Origin of the sequence: Lentibacillus saliphilus (assembly GCF_019093865.1) — a bacterium.
Lineage (GTDB): Bacteria > Bacillota > Bacilli > Bacillales > Amphibacillaceae > Lentibacillus_B > Lentibacillus_B saliphilus.
The window spans coordinates 52,303-75,569 of the sequence record NZ_JABJXD010000007.1; the positions used below are offsets into that span (position 1 = coordinate 52,303).

Consider the following 23,267-nt stretch of genomic DNA (forward strand, 5'->3'; position numbering starts at 1 on the left):
ATGCGTGTTTTTTGATTTTAGAACACACCAAACGCATATATCAAAAAAGCAACTTATAAACACTCAAACAAACGTATAAAACTAAATGCAGCCTTATAAAGCATTTCTTGAACGCATAAACAAAAATCGAGACGCAAATATCTTTAATACGACGCATATTTTCATTTCCACACTAGTATGCCTCACGTTCAACACCATTCAACCCAACCTTCATCAAAACATCCTGACTCAAAAATGACATACATCGTTTACTTCTATTAAATAATGGCTAAAATTATGTTGAGTACCAAATCGAACGTTAAAATTATGGTCTGGGACACATTTAATCAGCTTGACTCAGCCTCATTCCATTCAAAAATATGACATTATAAAGGAAGATTTAGCCCTTTTTAAGTTCGATACCATAATAAGGGTATGACAGCCATCTATAAAACTTGCTACAATAGATGAACAGACAGGAGGGGTGTTTACGTGAGAAGGATACGACAACTATTGATGCTCATATTGATTTCAGCAGTCTTTTGGCATTTTTACGGTGACACATATGACAGCTCCGGAATAGATGGGGTTGTTGATGATGTTCGTCATGACGTGAACATGATCTCAGAGAAAGCAAACTTTCCTGCTGTTTTTGATCGTATTCAATTTGAATTGCAATATTTAACGAATTCACTAAAGGAGAAACTGAACAATGAAGGAAATAACAGACAACCGCCTCCTGAAAAGCCCGAATTAGCTGCCCCTTCAAATCAGTCTTTCTCAGTATATAACATCGAGATCGGCGATGAGCGATCAGACGTTGAACAGGAAATTGGACCACCGCAGCGCGCTTCTTTAAACGAATATGGTGTTGATTGGGTTGCTTATCACGAAAACTATCATCATTTTTTTATGGCTGCCTACAACGAACAAAATCAAGTCGTTGGCTTGTATACAAATCAGGATTTACTAACTTCGACTCAGGGCGTATCATTTGAGAGCTCAAGAGATGCTGTCCGAGAACAATTAGGAGACCCTCTTCGCTACATTCGCAAAGGCTTGATCAATTACGATATTCAATCAAATGGCGATCACGATACGTTTAAAATAGACGGTCAATTTATTACACTATTTTATGACAAACATGAAAATGATACAGTAACTGCCGTTCAAATCATTAATCAGCAGCTCGAGAAACAGAAAAAATCTTTTTATCCAGATCCGAGTGACGCTCTGCAAAAAGGATTCGAATATCAATTATTCGACTTAACGAACGCTGCTCGGGTGGTGCATGGTCTTAAGCCGCTTTCTTGGGGAGAGAATGCTTTAAAAACAGCGAGAGATCATAGTATCGATATGGCGCAAAACAGTTATTTTAGCCATCAAAACTTAGAAGGACAGTCTCCTTTTGATCGCATGAAAGAAGACGGCATCAGCTATCGAATGGCTGGTGAAAACCTGGCGGCAGGACAATCAAGCAGTATCTTTGCGCACGAAGGTTTAATGAATTCTTCAGGACACCGAAAAAACATCTTAAAAGAAGATTTCAATACGCTTGCAATCGGCGTCGCATTCAATGCCGACACACATCCCTATTATACTGAAACGTTTTGGGAGGAATAATGGCTACATCCTTTAGCTAAAAAAGAAGGATAGCTGCGACATAACTTAATAGTTTAACTCAAAAAAAGAACAATACTTAACATTAGCTCCGGAAATATACGCAGACCCCTGTGGGAGGAAGGCATAGGTGAGACCCCGCAGTGCGTTAGGGGGAAGGAAGCCTAAAACCGCGACGTCCTGTCGCAACGCCTTCATGACCAACATCCTGTTGCCCTGAGGCTCACCAGCCGCCCACGGAAAGCGTAGTATATTTCCGGAGCGGTCGTATTGTTCTGATTTCCAATCGATTAAACTATGTTGTCCCAGGCTCTTCTTTCATATAAAACATCATTATATTTTAAACTGATGGGTTAAATCATTTAGTTGTTCAGCCAACTTGGCAAGGTCATTTGAACTCTCTGCAACCTCTTCCATAATAGCACTCGTTTGTTCGGAGGATGCGGACGTTTCTTCTATACCTGCAGCCGATTCTTCCGTAATTGCGGCAACATCTTCAATCGATACACTCATTTGCTGACTACTTGCTGCAATCTCTTTTAAACTGTCAGACGCAGCTTGAACATTGTCAACCATATTCATAACTGCTTGATTAATATCAGAGAACTTAACCCCTGTTTTTTCGATTTGATTTGTTCCCTCTTCGACCTCTTTATACCCAATCTGTAATGAATCGGTCACGACGGTTGATTCACTTTGAATACGAGTCACAATATCGGTAATATCCGAGACTGAATCTGACACCTGTTCAGCTAGTTTTCTCACCTCATCGGCGACAACTGCAAACCCTTTACCTTGCTCACCTGCCCGTGCCGCTTCTATGGCCGCGTTTAATGCGAGTAAATTCGTTTGATCAGCGATGTCCTGGATGACAGAAATCAATTTTGAAATATCTTGGGCATGGCGATCAAGTCCTTGTACTTTCTCAAAAGCATCTTGAACAATTTGATGAATGTGATCCATTTGTGCCTTCGATACATCCATTAATTCACTGCCTTCACCTGTCATTTGCAATACACGTTTGGAATGTGTACGAATATGCTCCCCGTTCTCGTTCGCAACTTCAATATCTTTGACAAATGATTGCATAGCCGTTGCTAAATCACCGGAACGTTGTGCTTGTGTTTCAGAGCCAGCAGCCAATTCCTGCATCGTTGTGGCAACTTGTTCCGATCCTGCTTTCACTTCATTGGACGACTGTGTCAGCTCTTCACTTTGACCGGAAACCGTCTCAGACACATCATGAATTTGGCTGAGTAGGTTCCTCATTTTTTCATTCATCTCATTCGTTGCTAAGACGAGCTGCCCTGTTTCGTCCTCAGACGTCACACGTAACGGTTCTTGACTCAAATCGCCATCGGCAATGGCTTTCATCCGTTCCATTACAGTTTGAATTGGTGCTGTAATACGTCTAGCGATAAATGCTGACGCAATGATCGCAATAACGAGTGCGCCCCCTAATCCCATTAAAATCGGTTTTATGATCGTTCGAGCATCTTTTTCAAAATCTTCAACATGAACTGCGCCTCCAAGAATCCAGCCTGTTGTTGAATTCTTGACAATGGCCATTACCTTATCTTCATCTTCAAATTGATATTCCACACTTCCACGCTCACCTGTATCTACAATTGTTTGGTAATACGCTTCTTGTGATTCATCTTTTCCGACGTATGTATCATCTGGATGTGATAAATAATGTCCTGCATTATCAAACAATACAGCATAACCATTGTCACCAATATTAATATCATCGGTCATATCAATAAGAGCTTCCAAACTAACATCTGCAGCGACAACGCCTTCTAGCTCGCTCCCCTGATAAAATGCCTTCGCAGCTGTCACGATTTGCTTCCCCGTAAATGCATCTGTATAAGCGTCGGTCCAGATGATATCGCCTTCTGCCGCTGCCGCATCCTGATACCAGCCTCTTTCGGTTGGATTATAATCGTCATCTAATGTGACTTGAGGATATAAAACTGTTTTAGCGTCCTTTGTTCCCATATATAAGGATAAAATTGAAGGACGTGTCTCCTTTGATTCACTCAACAAGTTCAGCAACGGGGACTTATGACTCGGGACATAACCTACAATTAAAGGATTAGATGACAAATGATTCAACGTATTTTCAACGTCATGAAAATACATCTCAAAGGTACCGTCTAATCCGTCCATCTGGCTTTGCACACTACCGGTTAACGCCTCAATCGTCGTATCAACACTCGCTCTATAGCTCACAACAGAAATAATTGCCCCAGTCAAAATGATTAACACTAAAAAAGGCAATAAAATTTTATTCTTTAATGATTTCTTATACATATGACCGGGCTTCACAGTTCGATCTTGCTTTACTTTGTCCTGTTTTTTCTTCATAAATTGATCGCTCCTTCTTATGAGTCTTTTATGAACGTAGATGAAATAATGTCACATATCATATTACGATTGACTTCTATTCGTATGAGGATCCTTTTTCAGAAAAAGTTCACTTGCAATAAATCGTTGTTACCAATCATCAACTCCTTTGATTTGATCATTAATTCACAATTTAAGTTCTCATATTCAGTATATATGGATTTCATCTCCAAACCAATTATACACAGAAGGATAATACCTCTTTTGATGTGATTTTAGGTACAAGTTAACAATTCCGTCACGATTAGCTATGATGTTGTGCTCTAATGAGTTGTTTGTTGCTGTTTATGCCATACTTTACTAAACTAGGAATATAGATATAGTAACGGAAAATAGAGGAGGAATGATCGCATGAAAAAAATAATGAATCAGCCGAAAGATGTGTTGAACGACATGCTCGAAGGGTTCTGTTATACGCATGAAGACCTTGTCTCACGAATAAATGATACTGGCGTCATTTGCCGCAAGTTCGTTGACCAAGGGAAGGTTGCGCTCGTCAGTGGCGGCGGAAGTGGACATGAGCCTTCCCATGCTGGTTATGTCGGACAAGGTATGCTCTCGGCAGCAGTGTGTGGTGAAGTGTTCACATCCCCTACGCCCGATCAAATTTTAGAAGCTATTAAACAAGCTGACCAGGGTGCCGGCGTTTTGCTCATTGTTAAAAACTATACGGGTGACATTATGAATTTTGAAATGGCTCAAGAGCTTGCTGAAATGGAAGGCATATCCGTAGAGCATATTGTCGTTAACGATGATATTTCGCTCGAGCCACGTCAAAAATCAGACAGACGTGGTGTTGCCGGCACAGTATTCGTTCATAAAATTCTTGGAGCGGCAGCTGAAAACGGTGCAACACTCTCACAACTCAAAAACATGGGGAACGACATTGTCACACATATGGCAACGCTAGGTGTCTCACTTTTACCTGCAACGGTGCCTGAAGTCGGTAAGCCTGGGTTTGATCTTGCTGAGGATGAACTTGAATTTGGTATCGGCATTCACGGTGAACCTGGCTATCGGAGAGAGCAATTAAAACCATCTAAAGGCATCGCCCAAGAGCTTGTTTCACAACTAAAGTCAGAGCTCCAATGGGAAAAAGGCGAGCATATTGCTGTCTTGGTTAACGGGCTTGGTGCAACGCCTTTAATGGAACAATTTATTTTTATGAACGATGTACAATCAATGCTACAAGAGGAAGCGTTGGTTGTCGATTATAAAAAAGTAGGTAATTATATGACGGCGATTGATATGGCTGGCGTATCGCTTACAATCCTGCGCCTCGCTGACGCTGATTGGAAAACCTATCTACAACATCCCGTACAAACACCAGCACCTTTTTAACTAGGAGGATATGATATGTTAACAGTTGAAAATACAACAACATGGCTCGTAACATTTACAGATAAAATCACACAACAAACAGCTTACCTCAGCGAGCTGGACCAAGCGATCGGTGACGGTGATCATGGCTCTAATATGGCTCGTGGCACCACAGCAATGAAAGCTAAATTGGAGAATACAGCATTTACGTCTGTGTCCGAACTCTTTAAAGTCGCTGCTATGACTTTAATATCCACAGTCGGAGGGGCATCAGGTCCTTTATATGGTTCAGCATTTCTCGCAATGTCCAAGCAGGCGGAAGCATCAACTGAAGATGTACCAGCTATTATAAAAGCAGGACTCGAAGGGATTCAAAAAAGAGGTAAAGCCGAACGCGGTGAAAAAACGATGGTAGATGTCTGGGCAGCTGCCTTAGATGCGCTCGACACGAACACATTAACACACCATACGATCGAAGAGGCCGTTCATGAAACGAAACATATTCAAGCGACGAAGGGCCGTGCTGCCTACCTTGCTGATCGTTCTGTCGGACATCTTGACCCGGGCGCTGTCTCTACTGGATACCTTTTTGAAGCCATGCTGGAAGGAGATATTATCCAATGACTCAGGCTCACTTTGGTGTCGTCATTGTGTCCCACGTTCCTGAGCTGGCAAAAGGGCTCGTAGCGCTATTGAAAGAAAGTGCTAAGGACGTTCCGATTACGTATTCGGGTGGAACGGACGATGGTGATATCGGATCAAGCTTCACCAACATTTCACAGGCAATTGAAGAAAATACGGCAGATGAGATTTTTGCGTTTTACGACTTAGGTAGTGCGAAGATGACGCTCGAGATGGTGATGGAAATGACCGACAAACAGATTCATCTTATGGATACAGCTTTGGTAGAAGGCGCATTTACAGCAGCGGCACTTCTCCAAGGTGGCGCACCGCTTGAACGGATCATGCAGCAATTAAAGCCGTTGACGGTGAAATAACTGACGCGATTTAACTGCATATTTTAAAGCTATTTAAAGAGCCATGCGAGACTGCATCATTTTAGATGACCTCCATCGGCTCTTTTTTTGCTTTCCTAACATAATTCAATATGATGAAGGATACCACATACCATTCCAAGCATTATAATGAAATCGTTTTTACAACTTGCTATAATAAAATTCATAGTTACACGTTTACTTGTTCCATTTCATAAGGAGGTTGAGCACCCAATGCGTTTTGACAGACAAGAATTCAAAATCTTCTCGAGTATACCTGAGGATGAAATGACTAAAATCCAACCTTTATTAACGGAACGCAAATTCAAAAAAAATCATATACTTTTTTTTGAGAACGATACGAATGACAATGTTTATATTATTAAGTCCGGCTTGGCAAAGGTCTGTCGCTATTTTGAAGACAAGGAAATCGTTCTTGGAATTGCCACCACTGGAGAAATTTTAGGCGAGATGGAAATCCTCTCTTTTCATTCCGACCAAATTTCCTCAGTCGAAGCAATGACCGACCTACATACATGGCGCATATCAAAACAGGACTTTTCAAAAATTATTGATCAGTATCCCTCTGTTTTAAAACACATGTACTCAGTTCTAACCGAAAGGGTCCGTTCTCTCAACCGCCTTATTCGTTACTTAAGTTTTTTAGATGTCCGGACGAAGGTTGCCAACTTGCTCATTGATTTTTACTATAATATTGGTGAACAAGAAGGCGATACGTACTCGATCAATCTAAAGCTCAACCAAACATTACTAGCGAATATGCTCGGTGTGACGCGAGAATCCGTTTCCAAAACGTTGTCTGAGTTCCAAGATGAAGGTCTCATCGACATGCATCACAAGACATATCAGATTCTTGATTTAGAAGGACTAAAGGCACTGTGCGTGGAAACAGAGGATAATCCTGAGCTGCGCTTATGGTTTCACTAACACCTTCCGAAGCCCTTCAGACGAAAAAAACGCTTATTCAGTGCGTTATTTAACACTTTTTCTGTGAAATAGATTACAAAATTAGTGTTAGTTATCTAACAGTCAACACATTTTATGTATGCTATGATCTGATTAAGAAAGCGTTTTTCTAGTTATCATTAACGGAGGGATCAATTTGAGTATTCACATTGGAGCAAAGAGCGGAGATATTGCAGACTCTGTTTTACTACCTGGTGACCCATTAAGAGCTCAATATATTGCGGAGACATTTTTAGAGGATGCGGTTTGCTACAACGACATTCGCGGTATGCTCGGGTTCACAGGAACGTATAAGGGCGAACGCGTATCTGTACAAGGTACAGGCATGGGCATGCCATCGGCAGCGATTTACATTCACGAGCTTATAAACGATTACGGCGTTAAAAATTTGATTCGTATTGGTACATGCGGAGCGATACAAGAGGATATCGCAATTAGAGATGTGATTATGGCACAAGCCGCTGTAACCGATTCCTCGATGATTAACAATAGCATAACTGATTATCAGTTCTCGCCAATCGGCAGCTTTACGTTTATGAAGGATGCTCATGACATCGGCACGGAAAAAGAACTCAACCTTCACGTCGGAAACGTCTTATCGTCAGATGTTTTTTATTCAGAAAAAAACTATAAACCTCTTATCAATCACGGTGTGTTAGGTGTCGAAATGGAAACGGCTGCTCTATATTACTTAGCCGCTAAATTCGGTGTTAAAGCTTTGTCGCTTCTTACCGTTAGTGACCATCTTTTAACAGGTGCACAGACGACAGCAGAAGAAAGACAAACAACCTTTAACGATATGATTGAGGTCGCTTTAGATACAATTATTAAGCAAAAATAGCTTGAAGAATTGCTGTTTACGCTCAGCGACTCACAAAACGATTAAACAAATAAATTTGACTGAAACCCCTTTTAAAATCCCAGCCGAAAATGATCGGCTGGGATATATATTGTGGCTTAACAGTGATTTATCGGGTACCCTGCTCGTTCTCTCGTTCATCACCTTCTGAAATCTTACTAATCAATTTCAAACGTATATATGGACGCCTCCAATTCTTGATACCAATCATCACGTTTCCATTCGGTATATTTTCCGAGACACGCACAGATCATGTGCGTATTATTTATTTTTGCTGTCTTTCGATAATGAACATGCCCCATAATCCCGTAGCGCACGTTATAATCCTGATACAATTTCCCATACGCGCTACTTCCAAGAAATGCATTAAAGTAATCCCAAAGTGGGTGTGGCGTTGGAACAATAAATTCCGGGTGTGTCACAACATGTGTCATCATAATGATGTTTTTGCCACGATGTCTTTTGAGTTCATTCTCTAACTTCCCCATAAAATAGTGATGAACTGCTTTATTGTCCATACCCCATTGAACATATTTAGAATCCTTCCACGTTCGGTCCATATGGTGCATGTCGTTAAAATCAGCTTCGGTAAAAGCCGGGTTACCAAAAGAATAATCATACCAGCCTGTATTACCGATTACGACCCAATCGTCATTTAAATGATAAGACCTTTCTGTTAAACTTCCTTTCCATTCACTCAAAGCTTGATGAATCTTCCAGGCGTCCTTCACATCATGATTAATGGACCAATAGTCGTGATTACCTGGAACAAATAAAACCTGTGCTGGGCAAATATGATCAAGCGTCTCTAGAACATCTAGTGTCATCCGGTAATCATCAGACACATCCCCGGCAATTAATAAAACATCAATCTGTTTTTCGGTCACAATTGAGTTCAAACCTTCAATAAAACGCGTCTGATCCGGTACCATATGTAAATTTGCATCGATATGCAAATCAGATACAACGCCGATTCTCATGAGACATGTCTCCCTCCTCATAAAGATGGCAAGATACGTGGTGCATACCTGCCATTTGCACACGTTCTGGTTTCACATGACCACATTGTTCCATTGCAAGGGGACACCTCGTATGAAACGGGCAGCCTGCTGGTGCATGAGCGGGGTCTGGCATATCCCCCTTTAAAATAATCCGGTCGGTTGTACCTTCCATCGTTGGCTTAGCAGAAAACAGAGCTTGGGAATATGGATGTTTAGGCTGATCTCCAATATCCTCTGTCGTTCCTGTTTCCACTATTTCACCTAAATACATAACCGCAATTCGATCGCAAAAATATTGCACGACATTTAAATCATGCGAGATGAATATATACGTTAAATCATATTTATGCTGAAGCTTTTTCAATAAGTTTAATATCTGAGCTTGAACAGACACGTCAAGTGCCGACACACCTTCATCAATAACGATAAGCTCTGGTTTTAAGACCAAGGCGGCAGCAATGGCAATCCGTTGTCTTTGACCACCACTTAACTCATGTGGGTATCTTTTCAAAAATGACGCATCCAATCCCACATCTGCTAATACTTGAATCACACGCTTTCTTCTCCAAGTCTTATCACCCAGCTTATGAATGATTAATGGCTCCTCCAAAATCCATTCCAATGTTTTCTTCGGATTTAACGAGGAATAAGGATCCTGAAACACAATCTGAACCTGCTTTCGCCACGCTTTTAATTGCTTGGCAGACAGTTCAGCAAGATCTTGACCTTGAAAACGAACAACACCACTCGTCTGCTTAATTAATTGAGCAATCACTTTTCCTGTCGTTGACTTGCCGCACCCACTCTCACCTACTAACCCAAAAGCCTCCCCCTTATTTAAAGAAAAGCTAACACCATTTACAGCTTTTACGACAGACTGCTCTTTCCCAAATAGCTTTTTATCCTGATAGTATTTATGAATGCCTTCTACTTCAAGAACTGGCTTCATTCCAAAACACCTGCTTCCGAATACAAATGGCACGCAACAGACTGTTCCCCCATGCGAACTGGTTCAGGAAATTTCTGTTCGCAAATTGCCTGTTTGTGTTGGCAACGACTCGCAAAGGGACAGCCTGATCCACGCTCCTTAAGCCCCGGTACCGTTCCAGGAATGGTATACAGCATCTGCCCTTTTTTCGTATGATCTGGAATTGATTGAATGAGCGCTTTTGTATAGGGATGCTGGGGATTTTGGAGTAAAGCTTCAACAGTCCCTTCCTCTACAATACGCCCAGCATACATGACGATTACGCGATCACATACACTGCGAATGACACCCCAATCATGAGATATAAAAACCATCGACATGTTTCGGGTCGCTTTTAACGATTTAAAGAGGTCTAAAATTTGAGCTTGTATCGTGACATCCAAAGCCGTTGTCGGTTCATCGGCGATGATAAGATCTGGCTCACCAATTAAGGCCATCGCGATCACAACTCTTTGCCGCATCCCACCTGATAAATGGTGGGGGTATGATTTGTATAGCGCTTCAGCACGCGGCAAACCAACTGAATTCATTACCGAGATGGTCTTCGCTTTCATATCCCGTTTCGTCTTTTTCGTATGCTTCTTAAGCACTTCTTCAATTTGTCGGCCTATCGTTAATAGCGGATTAAGCGACGTCATCGGCTCCTGAAAAATCATCGATATCCGCCTGCCACGAATTGCTTGCCATTCTTGCTCATCGAGACGTGCCAAATCTGTATCATCGAACATAATCGATCCCTGTGATAGCATTGCATTATCTGGCAAAATGCCCATGATGGTACGTGCAGTCAAGCTTTTCCCACAGCCTGACTCTCCAACAATACCGACTACCTCATTTTGGGATACAGAAAATGAAATATGATTAAGTGCAGGATAATGTCCATCTGAAAAGCGAAAGGAGACATTAACGTCATCAATTGTCAATAAAGCATCTGTCATCATCATTCCTCCTACGCTCTGTTGTCGTTTGAATCCCTTATGCCGTCACCCAATAAGTTAAAGCCTAATACCATTAGCGTAATCACTAAGCCGGTCGTAATAACATACCAGGGGGCCGAAGTAATATATGGCTGTGCTTCTTTTAACATTCTCCCCCAGCTCGGATCTGGTGGTTGGACGCCAAGCCCAAGATAACTAAGTCCAGACTCAGCCAAAACCGAACCCGAAAAACTCAAACTCGCTGCAACGAGAATCGGAGACGTAATATTCGGTAACAAATGTCTAAAAATAATTCGCAGAGAGCCTGCACCTTTTGCAATACTTGCTTGAACAAAGTCAAATTTCTTATATTGAATGATACTGCCTCTAATAATCCGCGCAAAGGTTGGAATACTCATGATTCCAAGTGCGACAATCGTACTTCCCATACCAGGTTCAAAGACAGATACGAGCATAATTGCTAACAAGATACCGGGAAATGCTAACAACGCATCGACAAACCGCATTAACAATTCATCAAGCCAGCCCTCAAAATAGCCTGCACATGCCCCGATAACTAACCCGACTGTTAAGCCGATGGAAACCGCTGAAAAACCTGTTAAAAAAGCTGTCTGACTGCCTTCCATAATTCGACTTAAAATATCCCTTCCAAAATTATCAGTCCCGAAAAGATGCTCAGCTGATGGAGATGATAGACGACTTGCTGAATGAATTTCATTTGGATCATATGGTGTATAAAAAAAACTAATAAGCATTGTGATACTTATCGTCACAACTAAACTGATACCGATGAATAGCGGTATACTTTTAGGTTTCGTCATCATCTCACCCTTTCGACCTAATTCTTGGATCTACAAGTCTATACAATAAATCAACGATAAAGTTAATTGTAACGACAATAATAGATAAATAGAGGATCATCGTCTGAACCAATGGAAAATCACGTGATGTGATCGACTGAATCAACAAATTCCCAAGACCAGGTAGCGCAAACACGTTTTCAATGATAATGCTGCCGCCTAAAGTGTCTGCAATCGTTAAGCCTAAAATCGTCAAAATTGGAATGAGCCCATTTCTTAAAATATGTCCGTACATAATCGCTTTTTCCGATAGTCCCTTACATTGCGCAGTTCGTACATAATCCATTTTGGCTTGATCAAGAATCGTATTCCGTAAATACCGTATGACGACGGCAATATTTGATATCGCTATGGCAAGTGATGGTAAAAAGAATGATTTCAATGCCCCAAAAAAGCTTTCCGACCAAGGAACGTATCCGTATGTAGGAAATAGGCTCAAAACAACGCCAAATAACAAAATCAGCATAAAGCCAAACCAAAAGGACGGAATCGAAATCCCGAGCTGCGTTAAAATGGATAGCACGATTGAAGTCCATTTTCCATCTTTTTGGGCAATATATAACCCCAACGGAAGTCCAATCACAACGGTTAACAAAAGAGATAAAACCGTTAATGATAACGTAACGGGCAGCCGGTCTTGTATAATATCTGCTACTGGCAGCTGATAGCGCAGCGACTCTCCCATATCACCTTGAAAAATGCCAGTAACCCAATCGAAATATCGCTCAGGAAGCGGTCGATCAAGACCCAATTCGATTTCTAAATTTCGGATTTGCTGCTCATCCGCATCCAGCCCTAATATAATATGGGCTGGATTACCGGGAAGCATTTGAAAGACAAAGAAAATAATGACCGAGACCAATATGAATGTCATCAAAAAACTGCTGAATTTATAAGCAAAATACCTCACATTTGTGTCCCCTTTTTAAGCTTATTCGGTATAGTGGACGTCTTCCAAATTAAATTTTTGTATCGGGTACATCTTCATACCTTCTAACCCATTTGTCATGGCAATCGTACGATATGGATCCATAATAAACACTGAGGCTGCTTCTTCTGTCAATATTGATTGTGCGTCTTTGTACATTCGAGCCATTTCTGTCGGGTTTGTTGCTTTTAAAGCTTGATCAATACGTTCATCATATTGTGCATGTTCAAAGTTAATAAAATTCCGTTTATAATCGGTCACATATCGTCTAAGAATTTCATATGGATCTAGTTTTCCTGTAAAACCGATAATCGTTGCTTCATATTGCTCATCTGTATAAACATTTTCTAACCATGAACTAAATTCAATGAGTTTAAGGTCGACGTCTATATCAATCTCCTTTAGCTGTTCAACAATAACTTGCGCCGTATCAACGTGAAACTGATAATCTGACGGGACTGTTAATTCCAATTCAAATCCATCTTCATAACCCGCTGCTTTCATCAGTTTTTTTGCTTCGGCAATATTTGTTGCATAGACATCCTCAAGACCAGCTTCATAGTAAAAATCCATTGCCGGACTAAAGTTAGAACCGAGTTTAATGCCGTCTCCATCACTAACTGTTTCAATAATCATATCTTTATCAACCGCTAAATTAATCGCTTGACGAACTTCTTTTTGATTTAACGGTTCAACTGAATTGTTAAGCGCCATGATTTGGACCATATTTTGGGGACCTGATACGGTCTTCACCTGATCACCTAATTGTAAAAGCCCTTGAGCGCTAATGCCTGGAATTATATCAATTTCACCTGCTTGCATCGCTAAAATAGAAGATTCTGGATCAGGCATAATTTTGAATTGAACTTCATCTAAGAAAGGGATTTTGTCAACGTCATAGTAATCGTCATTTCGCTTTAGCTTCAGCTCTTGGCCAACAACGTAAGATTCAAATTTAAAAGGCCCTGCCCCAATCGGCTTTTCACTATGATTATCATAGTCCGCCGGAAGAATTGGTCGAATGTTTGCGGCCAGAAATGCTGAGCTTCTTTCTTTCAAATGAATGATGACCTCAAAATCAGATGGTGTCTCGATTTTTTCAATAATTTCAAACTGAGAAGAAATCGGTTCCCCACCATTGAGACCAGCTAGCTTCTCGTAAGAATATACAACATCCTCTGCGGTTAGCTCTGACCCATCATGAAAGACAACATTATCCTTTAGTCGAAACGTATATTGCAAGCCATCGTCCGAAATATCATAGTCTTCAGCAATGGCGGGTACAAGCTGTCCTGACTCATCTGTATCTAGTAATCCATCAAATACATTATCCATCATCGACATTGTATCCGTGGCAGCTGACACATATGGATCAAGATTATCAATCTCTGTACTCATGGCAATTCTCACGACACCACCAGACACCTCAGCTGATGAATGATTATTTTCCTGACCATTTGTAGAGTTAGAGCCGTTCGCTTCATGATTCTGTCCATCTGTGTTAGAGCAAGCTGTTAATAGAATAAATACGAATAAAGCAGTAAGTGTTCTCGTAGCTAAATTCAATTTCATGAGTTTCCCCTCCATTAAATATGCCTATTGTCATCTAACTAAAACGTTTTATTTTTAGGATATACTGATAAATCTCATATACTGACTATCAATAAATTACTCAATTTTCAAAAGTAACATCGCGCTTTAAACTATTATATGTTCGATTTTCTAATACATCAAGGAGTTCACCAACACCCGAAATGGTGTGCACATCTTGTAATTCCTCAATTCCAAGCTTACCGAAAGGATTAATAAGGATGCTGTCCATCCCAACCTTTCGAGACCCAATCACATCATCATAATAATTATCACCAACATATAAACAGTCAGCAGCAGAAACGTGGGCCTGATCCAATGCATACTGAAAAATTCGTTCATCCGGCTTTTCAATTTGAATATGTGATGAAATGACTTGATAATCCAAATAAGGCTGAATGCCCGTTTGCTTTAGAACGTGGTCAGCTGTCTCATTCCAATTAGAAATAAGACCTATTCCGAAGCCTTTTTCCTTCAATTGCCTTAGAACGGAAATGGTCTCTGGAAAAGCATGCCACTCTATTTGCTTTAATCCTTTTCCTGGAAATAGATGTAACTGCCCTGGTAACACATCTACCTCTAAATGCTCGTGTAATAATGTGTTATAAAGCTGTTTAGCCTCCGCATCCATATGGCCTAACACACCTGGATACTCACGCATAAACGTCTTATCAGCTAAATGGTAGGCCCTTTGAATTGATAATATCGACCTGTCAATGCCCAATTGACCCAAATGCTGTTGAAATACTTCCTCTCTGTTTAACCGGGCTAACGTATATCCGAGGTCAAACCAAATAAACGTCATACTAGCACCTCCACTTAAGCTTAATTTTCGGTACAGTACCGCATACCGATTCCTTACACTGTCATTGTAGCAAGTGAATGTGTAGTCAATATAAATGAGCCGTAAATTTTGTGTTAATTAGGGTGGTGAATAAATGGGCTTAGGTTCAGGTTGTTGCCAGAATGGGACTTGAAGAGATTTACGATTTTGGAGGAAATTATTTGAAGGCGCTCACAAAAGGTTAAAATGAAAAGAGGATACTTCGCTCTGCCTAACGATGTAAATGATTAAATAAACTATTTCAAAGAAGAAAATAATAAATTTACAAGAAAGATTGATAGAATTTACAACAAAATCATGAACGTGGCTCAGCATGTCCAAAAAGCCCCCCGCCCCATCCACTGCAAACGGATATAATGCATTATAGCCGCATATATTACAAAACCAACGTATATAATGAAATACAAACGCATATATCTCTATTTCACCGCATATTGCGAATTTCAGCCGCATATGTCGTTGTCAAGCCGCATATATTGTCGATGAGCCGCATATGCACTCATATTGACGCATATGCGGCTTGTCAGCTGCTAGAGAGAAACACTATTCAATCGATCATTTAATTTGCCCTTTCAAGCAGATCACAAAAAGCATGCGATTCCTCAAGCTGATTCTACTACTGAGCCGTATAACCGCCATCAATGACAACTGCCTGACCAGTAACACTTTTCGCCTTATCGCTTGCCAAAAATAAAGCATAATCAGCAACTTCCTCAATGTCTAATAGACGCTTTTGGGGAATGAGCGGATACAATACCTGTTCAAGAACGCGTTCTTCTGGAACGTGTCTTGTGCTGGCTAAATCCTTTATTTGATTCCGGACCAATGGTGTGTCAACGTAACCTGGACAAAGTGCATTCACCGTAATACCTTCAGATGCATTTTCTAATGCGGCCACTTTTGTTAAGCCGACAACACCATGTTTAGCACTATTATAGGCAGACTTTCCCGAAAATCCAATCAAGCCGTTAATAGAAGCAATATTTATAATAGAGCCGGATTTTTGTGCCTTCATCATCGGTAAAACCGTTTTAATTGCGATAAATGGTGCAACGAGCATCACCTTAATCATCCGTTCAAAAGTTTCGGTGGGAAAATCTTCAACTAAATCGACATGCTGTAGACCGGCATTATTAATGAGAATGTCAACCGTCCCATACTTTGCAACAGTTTGATTGATCGCAGCTTGCAACTCACTTTCAACCGTCACGTCACACTGAATGCCAAGACAATCATAGTTATGTGTTCGAAAATCCTCCACCTTTTCTCGAACCTTCTCCCCATCCACATCCGAAAAAACGACCTTTGCACCATTGTATAAAAAAGCACGCCCAATTCCATAACCAATCCCACTGGCTGCTCCTGTAATAAAGACAACTTTATCCTGTACCAATTAAATAACACCGCCCCATAAACTGAATCCTTCATCAAACATGTGCCTTCTTCCTAACGCGTCTTAAGTTATCAATCTACTGTTTTGCAAACCATCCTTCAGTGCTGCTTTGTTAATCTTTCCAACATGGGTTTTAGGGAGGGCTTCAAAGAAATAAAATCGCTTTGGCACTTTATAACGAGCAAGTTTTTCTGCGCAATACGCTTTTAATGCGGCTTCACTCAATTCAACTGTTAAAGCAACACACGCGACAACAACTTCTCCCCACTTTTCATCCTGAACAGCAATGACTGCCGCTTCATCAACAGCTTCATGGGCTTCTAGCCATTGTTCAATTTCCAATGGATAGACATTTTCTCCGCCAGTGATGATCATGTCCTTCTTCCTTCCCACAATATAAACATAGCCTTCTTCATCCTGTCGTGCTAAATCACCAGTATGAACCCAGCTATCAATCAATGTGTGTGCCGTTTCATCTGGTTGATTCCAATAATAGTCAAAAACATGCGGACCTCGTATTAGTAATTCACCGACTTCATTGCTCTCCGACTGATGCCCGTCCTCAGTTATAATTTTAATCTCATTAAATAACATTGGTTTGCCAACCGAACCGGGTTTTCGCATTGCATCACTGGGATCAATATAAAAATTATTTGGACCAGCTTCTGTTAGACCATAGCCTTCTTTAAACGCAATACCTTTTTTCGCAAACGCCTCATAAATTTTTTGTGGACAAGGGGCCCCACCCGAGACAAGTACCTTCAAATCTGGAAAGCTCGCCTCTTGGAATTTGTCTGTTTGAATGATCATATGATACATCGTTGGCACGAAAAGAGCTGTCGTACATTTAAATGCGATTAAATCCTCTACAGCTTTTTCAGCTTCGAAGTCCGCTGTCAGCACAACCTTCCCCCCAACTAAAATCAGTGGCAGTGAAAATACATTCAACCCACCTGTATGAAACATCGGTAAAGTCGTTAGAGTTGTATCTTCATCACTTAAACCCCAGCTAATAATCGTATTAATGGCATTCCATAAAATCGTGCGATGTGATAAAACAACGCCTTTAGGAATACCTGTTGTTCCTCCAGTGTAAATAATAATGAACGGATCATTTTCCTGTATTAAAACAGCTTCTCTTTGTTCATAAGTCTTAATCGTATCTATGTATGTATGATCAATGATGTCTAGTAAAACGATTTCCTCATCGAGCTGCGGTAATTTTTGATGAAGCGATGAATCGACGCCGATCATCTTCGGATTGCAATCACATATAATATCATTCAGTTCTGTATTCGTTAATCGCCAATTTAGAGGAACAAAAACCGCCCCAATTGTCATCGCAGCAAACGTAAAATCAAAGTAACTAATGTGATTAGGTGCCAGTAAAGCGACGCGGTCGCCTTTTTGGACCCCTATATGCGTAAAATAGCTCGCCAATTTATTAGCGCGCTCATATAATTGGTCATATGTCCAAGATTCTTGTGTACATGAATCAATAACAGCTGTTTCATTCGGTTTTAAATGTATACGACTGTTAAACCAATTCATATCCATTTTCATTCGTAATCCTCCTCTGATGAAGTGTGCCCAGTTATTATAAATCGCTTCAGTTACATAACAGTTACACGATATTTTTAAAAAATGATCATTAAAGTGTGCTCAAAAGAGCATGTTGAAAAGGCTATCCCAGAATCGGAATAGCCTGTGAAGAGATGCCTTACATCATGATGCCACCATCAACATGAAGGGCGTGACCATTAATATACTCAGATTCTTCTGAAGCAAGGAATAAATAAGCGTTTGCGATATCTTCCGGTCTTCCTAATCGTTGCATCGGAATCTGTGACTTTATTTGGTCAATTACGTTCTGAGGAACCGTCTCGACCATGCGTGTTTCTGTAAAACCGGGAACGACCGCATTTACATTTATCCCTTTTCTCCCTAGTTCTTTGGCCCACGTTTTTGTCATGCCAATAATACCAGCTTTTGCTGCTGCATAGTTTGTTTGACCGACATTGCCATATACACCTGAAACCGATGATGTGCTAATGATTTTACCCTTTTCCTGCTCAATCATAATTGGTGCAACCGCCTGCGTACAATTAAACACACCCGACAAATTCACTTGAATCACGTGCTCGAATTGATCAGGCGTCATCTTCCGCAGCATCGCATCCTTTGTAATACCTGCATTATTGACTAAAATATCAATACGACCAAACTCCTGTTTCACAGTGGCTACCAATGCATCTACATTTGTTCTATCAGCCACATCGACAGGGATAAATTTACAACGTGCATGCTCATTGCGTAGTGCCTGTTCACTTTGCAGTCCTTTGTCTTGATCAAAATCTGCAATAACAACCACTGCACCTTCTTCAGCAAATCGCTGTGCAGTCGAAAAACCTATCCCCTGTGCGCCCCCTGTAATGATCGCCACGCGCTCTTTTAATCTTGTCATCTATAAACCTCCTCAATTAAGACGATTGGTGGGTGTTCCTAATAAAACGTTTACATTTTGCTTTTAAAATTCCGCACGATACATTAAACGAAGTCGAATTGATCGTAGCCGAACTCGCCAAAAACGACAATATTCGTCATTATTCGGGTAGTGCCAGGCACCACATACTATAAAAACGCTTCTATTGTATCGATCAACTGGTCAAGGTCATCAATCATTGGTGAATGTCCACAGTTTTTTAATTCTTGTTGCTGTGCCTTCCGACCATAATCTTCTATGAGTTCCTCCGTCATTTGTCTTGTAACGACGAGATCATTCTCGCCCCAAGCGATCATGACAGGGATATTAATTGCCTTAATTTTGTCTTCTCCCTGAACGAGACCATTATGAACATTACTTATATTAAAGCGATTTAATGCCTGATAACATTCAGCCAAATTACGTTGTGTCGTCATATCTTCTAAATAAATTTGATACTGATCTGGATTCGGCTGTTTTGTTGTATAAATGAGCATGTCCCATACCTGCTTCAACATGGAATAATTGTTTGTGTTATACGCATCCTGTATCATTTTCCATTTTTGATCTGCATAGATGTCTTCCAAAGTCGTAACACGTTTTGTTACGTCAGGCATGCCCTGTTCATCAGAGGCATAATACGGATAGCCGCGTGATGATGCAGACGCCAATAAAAACAACTTCTTACAGTAATCCGGATAATCTGCACAAAACTGCTGACAAACAGCGCCCCCCATTGACCAGCCTATGAGGGAGAAATCTCTTAATCCCATTTGATCAACAAATTGTTTAAGGTCATTGGAAAAATCAGCGATATCTGTAATCTGTTCAACGTAGCTCGACGCACCAAATCCACGCAAATCAATTGCATACACTTTAAATCTAGCAGGCAGCTTTTCTATCAGTACATCCCAATGAACAGAGGACGTCATATTTCCATGCACTAAAATCAGTACGTCCTCTCCACCTTCTCTTTCCCGATAGGCCATATTTTCACCATTTGTTAAGGTCACTGTCCTTATGTGCATAAAACCCCTCCTATTATTTAAACACGTATATATAAGGACGCCAGTCCACTAATGGATATGGGCGTCACACCTCATTTCCACTTTCTCCCCATCTGATCACATTTGCCCCCCATGCATAGCCAATACCAGCAGAAACGAGAACAACGATGTCTCCGTCTTTTAATTTCCCTTCCTTCTCAGCCAACTCAAGAGACAGTATTTGATCAATTTGTCCAATATGTCCATAATGCTCTAAGTAAATGGATTGTGTGTGATCAAGACCAAGCTGATCTAGTATATAACTGTGCGCCGATCGTTTCATATGGAGCATTGCCACATAATCAATTGATGCTCTCGTATAGCCACTTTTCGCCAATGCCTGATCAATACATTTAATAAAATTACGCATCGATTTATCATCTAAACGTTTTTTCATACTTGGTGGATCAATTACATCTAGCTGATATTGCCCAGCAGCTAAAGTGTCATGTGTGATGGGATTTTTGGTTCCCCCGGTTGTGACGACGACATCTTCAGAAAAGGCACCATCCGTCATCATGTGTGATTCTAGTAGTATATTTTTAGAATAATCCCTTTGAAGAACGATCGCGCCACCTCCTGCAGCAAGATTGAACATAAACCGAGTGCGGGGATTGTTATAATTAATAAAATCCTCATTCCTGTAGCCGCCTGCTAAGAGTACCGTTTCAACCTCTGAATCGGCCGTCATGATATCTTTAGCAATTTTCAATGCCATAATTGTTGTTCCACAGCGAAGGGCAGTATCAAACGCCCAAGCATTCATTGCGCCTACATCGTATTGCAGCTTGATGCCAGCGGTCCACAATAAATATTCTTTATGCTCTTCCCCGATATAAATAACGAGATCAATGTCAGCTGGTACAATCTCTGCATTGGCAATCGCGCGTTTTGCAGCGCGTACCCCCATTTCAACTGTATGATCATCAGGACCAGCGATCGGTTTTTCCTTAATCCCGAGCTTTGTCTCTACAACATCCACCGGAATAGCTGATTGCTCTGCTAACTCCTGTGACGTCATTCTTTGCTCAGGTATATAAGTCCCTATCCCCTTAATCCCTATTGATACCATTTTTCACCCTCCAGTCTCCAGACAGCCTTTAGTAACTAGCCATTATAGCTTTTCGGTTCTCTGTATACATAACCCGATTTGCCCTATTATGATCCAACACCTTTGAGATCATTTCTTTTACGAAGCGGGTGGCGCGTCAGTTTAGCCCGTATTGTCCCGACAATTCCTAATGGGAAAAAGATGACGACTAAGATGTATACCGTACCATATAATATGATCCAACGTTCAAAAATCCAATGAACATCAGCTAGTCCCGACAACCAATGGTGGGCAAATTCCACTAAACCCGCTCCTATAAGGGGGCCAATTAATGTACCCACCCCTCCAATGATCGTCATTAATAAGACATCGATCGTAAAATCTGTTGCAAAGACACTCGTATCAACGAAGCGTAGTGAGATGATATACAGAACACCAGCATAAGCAGCGACAACCCCTGAAACGACACTCGCAACGACTTTATAATGTAATACGTGATAACCGAGTGATTCTACCCGTTGTTCATTTTCTCTAATCGCCATGAGCACTTTTCCGAACGGCGACGCTGTTAAACGTCTTAACCCGAAAAAGAGCAATGCAAGTGAGATGAGACAGAGTAAATATATCATGTTTGAATCTCGTAAAATATCTGGTAATCCAAATGTAAATCCGTCATTGCCACCTGTAAACGATGTCCACTTTTCAGCAGCGACTAAAAACAAGCCCGCTAACGCCAATGTGAGCATCGCATAATAATGACTTTTTAAGCGTAATGTCAAGATGCCAGCAATAAAACTGACGATACCAGCCAAAACAACTCCGACGATAACAGCGAGCACTAAATAACCGACTGTTGGTTCAAAGCGATCAAACATAATTGCTGTAGAATAAGCACCTATACCAAAAAACATGACATGCCCAAAGGAGATAATCCCTGTATACCCCAGCAGTAAGTCATAGCTCATCGCGAAAATACCAAACACAAAAATCTGTATAAGAATAAATTGCATGCTTCTTCCTGTAACCACTAGCGGCAACAGAGTGAGCAAAAGAAACATAAGTAAATAAATAACCGTTCCTTTATTCATATGACGCAACATTTTTCATCACCCTTTCACCGGAAATAGGCCCTGTGGTCGAAAAACGAGGACAATGACCATTAATAACATATTTGTAGCTAGAGAGAGTGACGGAACATAATAGGCCATAAAGGCTTGCATGCAGCCAACGAGAAGTGCTGCGACGAGTGAGCCTTTAAAACTTCCCATTCCACCAATAATCACAACAATAAAGGCTAAAATTGAAAACTCTAGTCCCATTTCAGCATAGATGACACCAGAATAAGGTGCGTGTAAAATTCCGCTGAGTGCAGCTAAAGCAGCACCAACCATAAAGACAACCATAAAAACGAGCTTAATATTAATCCCAAGGGATTGGACCATTTCTTTGTTCATCACACCCGCACGAACAATCAGCCCAATGCGTGTTTGCTTGAATATATATGCAAATACAAAGAAAACGACTAAACCAATCAGTATAATAAATAACCGATATTTAATCAGGACGATGTCACCGACCATAAAACTTCCTTCGAGAAATGCAGGCGGCGCAACTGCCTTTTGACTAGGTCCAAACACAACTTTAATCAACTCTTGAAGGACGAGCATGAAGCCGAGTGTAATTAATATTTGTTGAATATGGTTACCATAAACTGGTCGAATGATCACTTTTTCCGTAACAAGTCCAATCACTAAACCTGTTACAATTGCTGCAGCTATGCCGACAGTAAAGCTATTCGTCACGTGATACATCCAGACCCCACTGTACGCACCCCATATAAACAATCCGCCATGCGCAAAATTCAAAACATCCATTAAGCCGAATATTAACGTCAGTCCAGCAGCAAGGAGGAATATTAACATACCAGTTGCCAATCCATTAATTAATAAAACGAACAATAAATCCATTTCATCTCCC

At 40.8% G+C, this 23,267-nt stretch carries 21 protein-coding genes; 6 read left to right on the forward strand and 15 right to left on the reverse strand.

Going from position 1 to position 23,267, the window contains the following annotated elements; all coding sequences use genetic code 11:
* The first annotated feature begins 471 nt into the window (after positions 1-471).
* Positions 472-1,602 (forward strand): CAP domain-containing protein, encoded by a 1,131-nt coding sequence (locus HPC67_RS11715; RefSeq protein WP_217588134.1) that lies wholly within the window; start codon positions 472-474, stop codon positions 1,600-1,602.
* 330 nt (positions 1,603-1,932) lie between these two features.
* On the opposite strand, the gene HPC67_RS11720 is transcribed toward HPC67_RS11715, so the two are convergent.
* Complete coding sequence (locus tag HPC67_RS11720) at positions 1,933-3,969, reverse strand: methyl-accepting chemotaxis protein (RefSeq protein WP_217588136.1); 2,037 nt, start codon at positions 3,967-3,969, stop codon at positions 1,933-1,935.
* A gap of 390 nt (positions 3,970-4,359) precedes the next feature.
* Here HPC67_RS11720 and dhaK point away from each other — a divergent pair, with 390 nt between their 5' ends.
* The 5 genes from dhaK to deoD all read left to right on the forward strand — a co-directional run bounded on the left by dhaK (position 4,360) and on the right by deoD (position 8,151).
* Positions 4,360-5,349, forward strand: a complete 990-nt coding sequence (gene dhaK, locus HPC67_RS11725) for a dihydroxyacetone kinase subunit DhaK (protein WP_217588138.1) — start codon at positions 4,360-4,362, stop codon at positions 5,347-5,349.
* A gap of 15 nt (positions 5,350-5,364) precedes the next feature.
* Positions 5,365-5,952: a dihydroxyacetone kinase subunit DhaL gene (gene dhaL / locus HPC67_RS11730; RefSeq protein WP_217588140.1), complete on the forward strand. Its 588-nt coding sequence runs from the start codon at positions 5,365-5,367 to the stop codon at positions 5,950-5,952.
* On the forward strand, positions 5,949-6,326 hold the full coding sequence (gene dhaM / locus HPC67_RS11735) for a dihydroxyacetone kinase phosphoryl donor subunit DhaM (RefSeq protein ID WP_217588147.1): 378 nt from the start codon (positions 5,949-5,951) through the stop codon (positions 6,324-6,326). Before dhaL ends, dhaM begins: the two co-directional genes overlap by 4 nt.
* Positions 6,327-6,557: 231 nt before the next feature.
* Positions 6,558-7,271 (forward strand): Crp/Fnr family transcriptional regulator, encoded by a 714-nt coding sequence (locus HPC67_RS11740; RefSeq protein WP_217588149.1) that lies wholly within the window; start codon positions 6,558-6,560, stop codon positions 7,269-7,271.
* A 175-nt stretch (positions 7,272-7,446) separates the two neighbouring features.
* A complete protein-coding gene (gene deoD / locus HPC67_RS11745) occupies positions 7,447-8,151 on the forward strand; it encodes a purine-nucleoside phosphorylase (RefSeq protein ID WP_217588151.1) in 705 nt (234 codons plus the stop codon).
* Positions 8,152-8,327: 176 nt separating this feature from the next.
* Here deoD and HPC67_RS11750 read toward each other — a convergent pair whose 3' ends face one another.
* From HPC67_RS11750 to HPC67_RS11815, 14 genes are all read right to left on the reverse strand, one after another.
* Positions 8,328-9,149 (reverse strand): metallophosphoesterase, encoded by an 822-nt coding sequence (locus HPC67_RS11750; RefSeq protein ID WP_217588154.1) that lies wholly within the window; start codon positions 9,147-9,149, stop codon positions 8,328-8,330.
* Positions 9,127-10,119, reverse strand: a complete 993-nt coding sequence (locus HPC67_RS11755) for an ABC transporter ATP-binding protein (protein ID WP_217588159.1) — start codon at positions 10,117-10,119, stop codon at positions 9,127-9,129. Before HPC67_RS11755 ends, HPC67_RS11750 begins: the two co-directional genes overlap by 23 nt.
* On the reverse strand, positions 10,116-11,096 hold the full coding sequence (locus HPC67_RS11760) for an ABC transporter ATP-binding protein (RefSeq protein WP_217588160.1): 981 nt from the start codon (positions 11,094-11,096) through the stop codon (positions 10,116-10,118). The genes HPC67_RS11755 and HPC67_RS11760 overlap by 4 nt, the downstream gene beginning before the upstream one ends.
* Before the next feature lie 11 nt (positions 11,097-11,107).
* A complete protein-coding gene (locus tag HPC67_RS11765) occupies positions 11,108-11,917 on the reverse strand; it encodes an ABC transporter permease (protein WP_217588165.1) in 810 nt (269 codons plus the stop codon).
* A gap of 4 nt (positions 11,918-11,921) precedes the next feature.
* Entirely contained in the window at positions 11,922-12,866 is a 945-nt protein-coding gene (locus HPC67_RS11770) for an ABC transporter permease (RefSeq protein WP_343327840.1), read from the reverse strand.
* Between the two features lie 21 nt (positions 12,867-12,887).
* Positions 12,888-14,456, reverse strand: a complete 1,569-nt coding sequence (locus HPC67_RS11775) for an ABC transporter substrate-binding protein (RefSeq protein WP_217588169.1) — start codon at positions 14,454-14,456, stop codon at positions 12,888-12,890.
* Positions 14,457-14,556: 100 nt separating this feature from the next.
* Positions 14,557-15,279, reverse strand: coding sequence for an HAD family hydrolase (locus HPC67_RS11780; RefSeq protein ID WP_217588176.1), 723 nt, complete (start codon positions 15,277-15,279; stop codon positions 14,557-14,559).
* A gap of 655 nt (positions 15,280-15,934) precedes the next feature.
* Positions 15,935-16,711, reverse strand: a complete 777-nt coding sequence (locus HPC67_RS11785; RefSeq protein WP_217588178.1) for a 3-hydroxybutyrate dehydrogenase — start codon at positions 16,709-16,711, stop codon at positions 15,935-15,937.
* 63 nt (positions 16,712-16,774) lie between these two features.
* Positions 16,775-18,274 carry an acyl-CoA synthetase gene (locus HPC67_RS11790; protein WP_217588180.1) on the reverse strand — a complete coding sequence of 500 codons (1,500 nt, stop codon included), beginning with the start codon at positions 18,272-18,274 and terminating at the stop codon, positions 16,775-16,777.
* A 157-nt stretch (positions 18,275-18,431) separates the two neighbouring features.
* Positions 18,432-19,175, reverse strand: coding sequence for a 3-oxoacyl-ACP reductase FabG (fabG, locus tag HPC67_RS11795; protein WP_217588182.1), 744 nt, complete (start codon positions 19,173-19,175; stop codon positions 18,432-18,434).
* A gap of 167 nt (positions 19,176-19,342) precedes the next feature.
* A complete protein-coding gene (phaZ, locus tag HPC67_RS11800) occupies positions 19,343-20,221 on the reverse strand; it encodes an intracellular short-chain-length polyhydroxyalkanoate depolymerase (protein ID WP_217588184.1) in 879 nt (292 codons plus the stop codon).
* Between the two features lie 64 nt (positions 20,222-20,285).
* Positions 20,286-21,311, reverse strand: a complete 1,026-nt coding sequence (locus tag HPC67_RS11805; RefSeq protein ID WP_217588186.1) for a 3-oxoacyl-ACP synthase — start codon at positions 21,309-21,311, stop codon at positions 20,286-20,288.
* An 86-nt stretch (positions 21,312-21,397) separates the two neighbouring features.
* Positions 21,398-22,390: a branched-chain amino acid ABC transporter permease gene (locus tag HPC67_RS11810; RefSeq protein WP_217588188.1), complete on the reverse strand. Its 993-nt coding sequence runs from the start codon at positions 22,388-22,390 to the stop codon at positions 21,398-21,400.
* Between the two features lie 6 nt (positions 22,391-22,396).
* Entirely contained in the window at positions 22,397-23,257 is an 861-nt protein-coding gene (locus tag HPC67_RS11815; protein WP_217588190.1) for a branched-chain amino acid ABC transporter permease, read from the reverse strand.
* Positions 23,258-23,267: the final 10 nt, after the last annotated feature.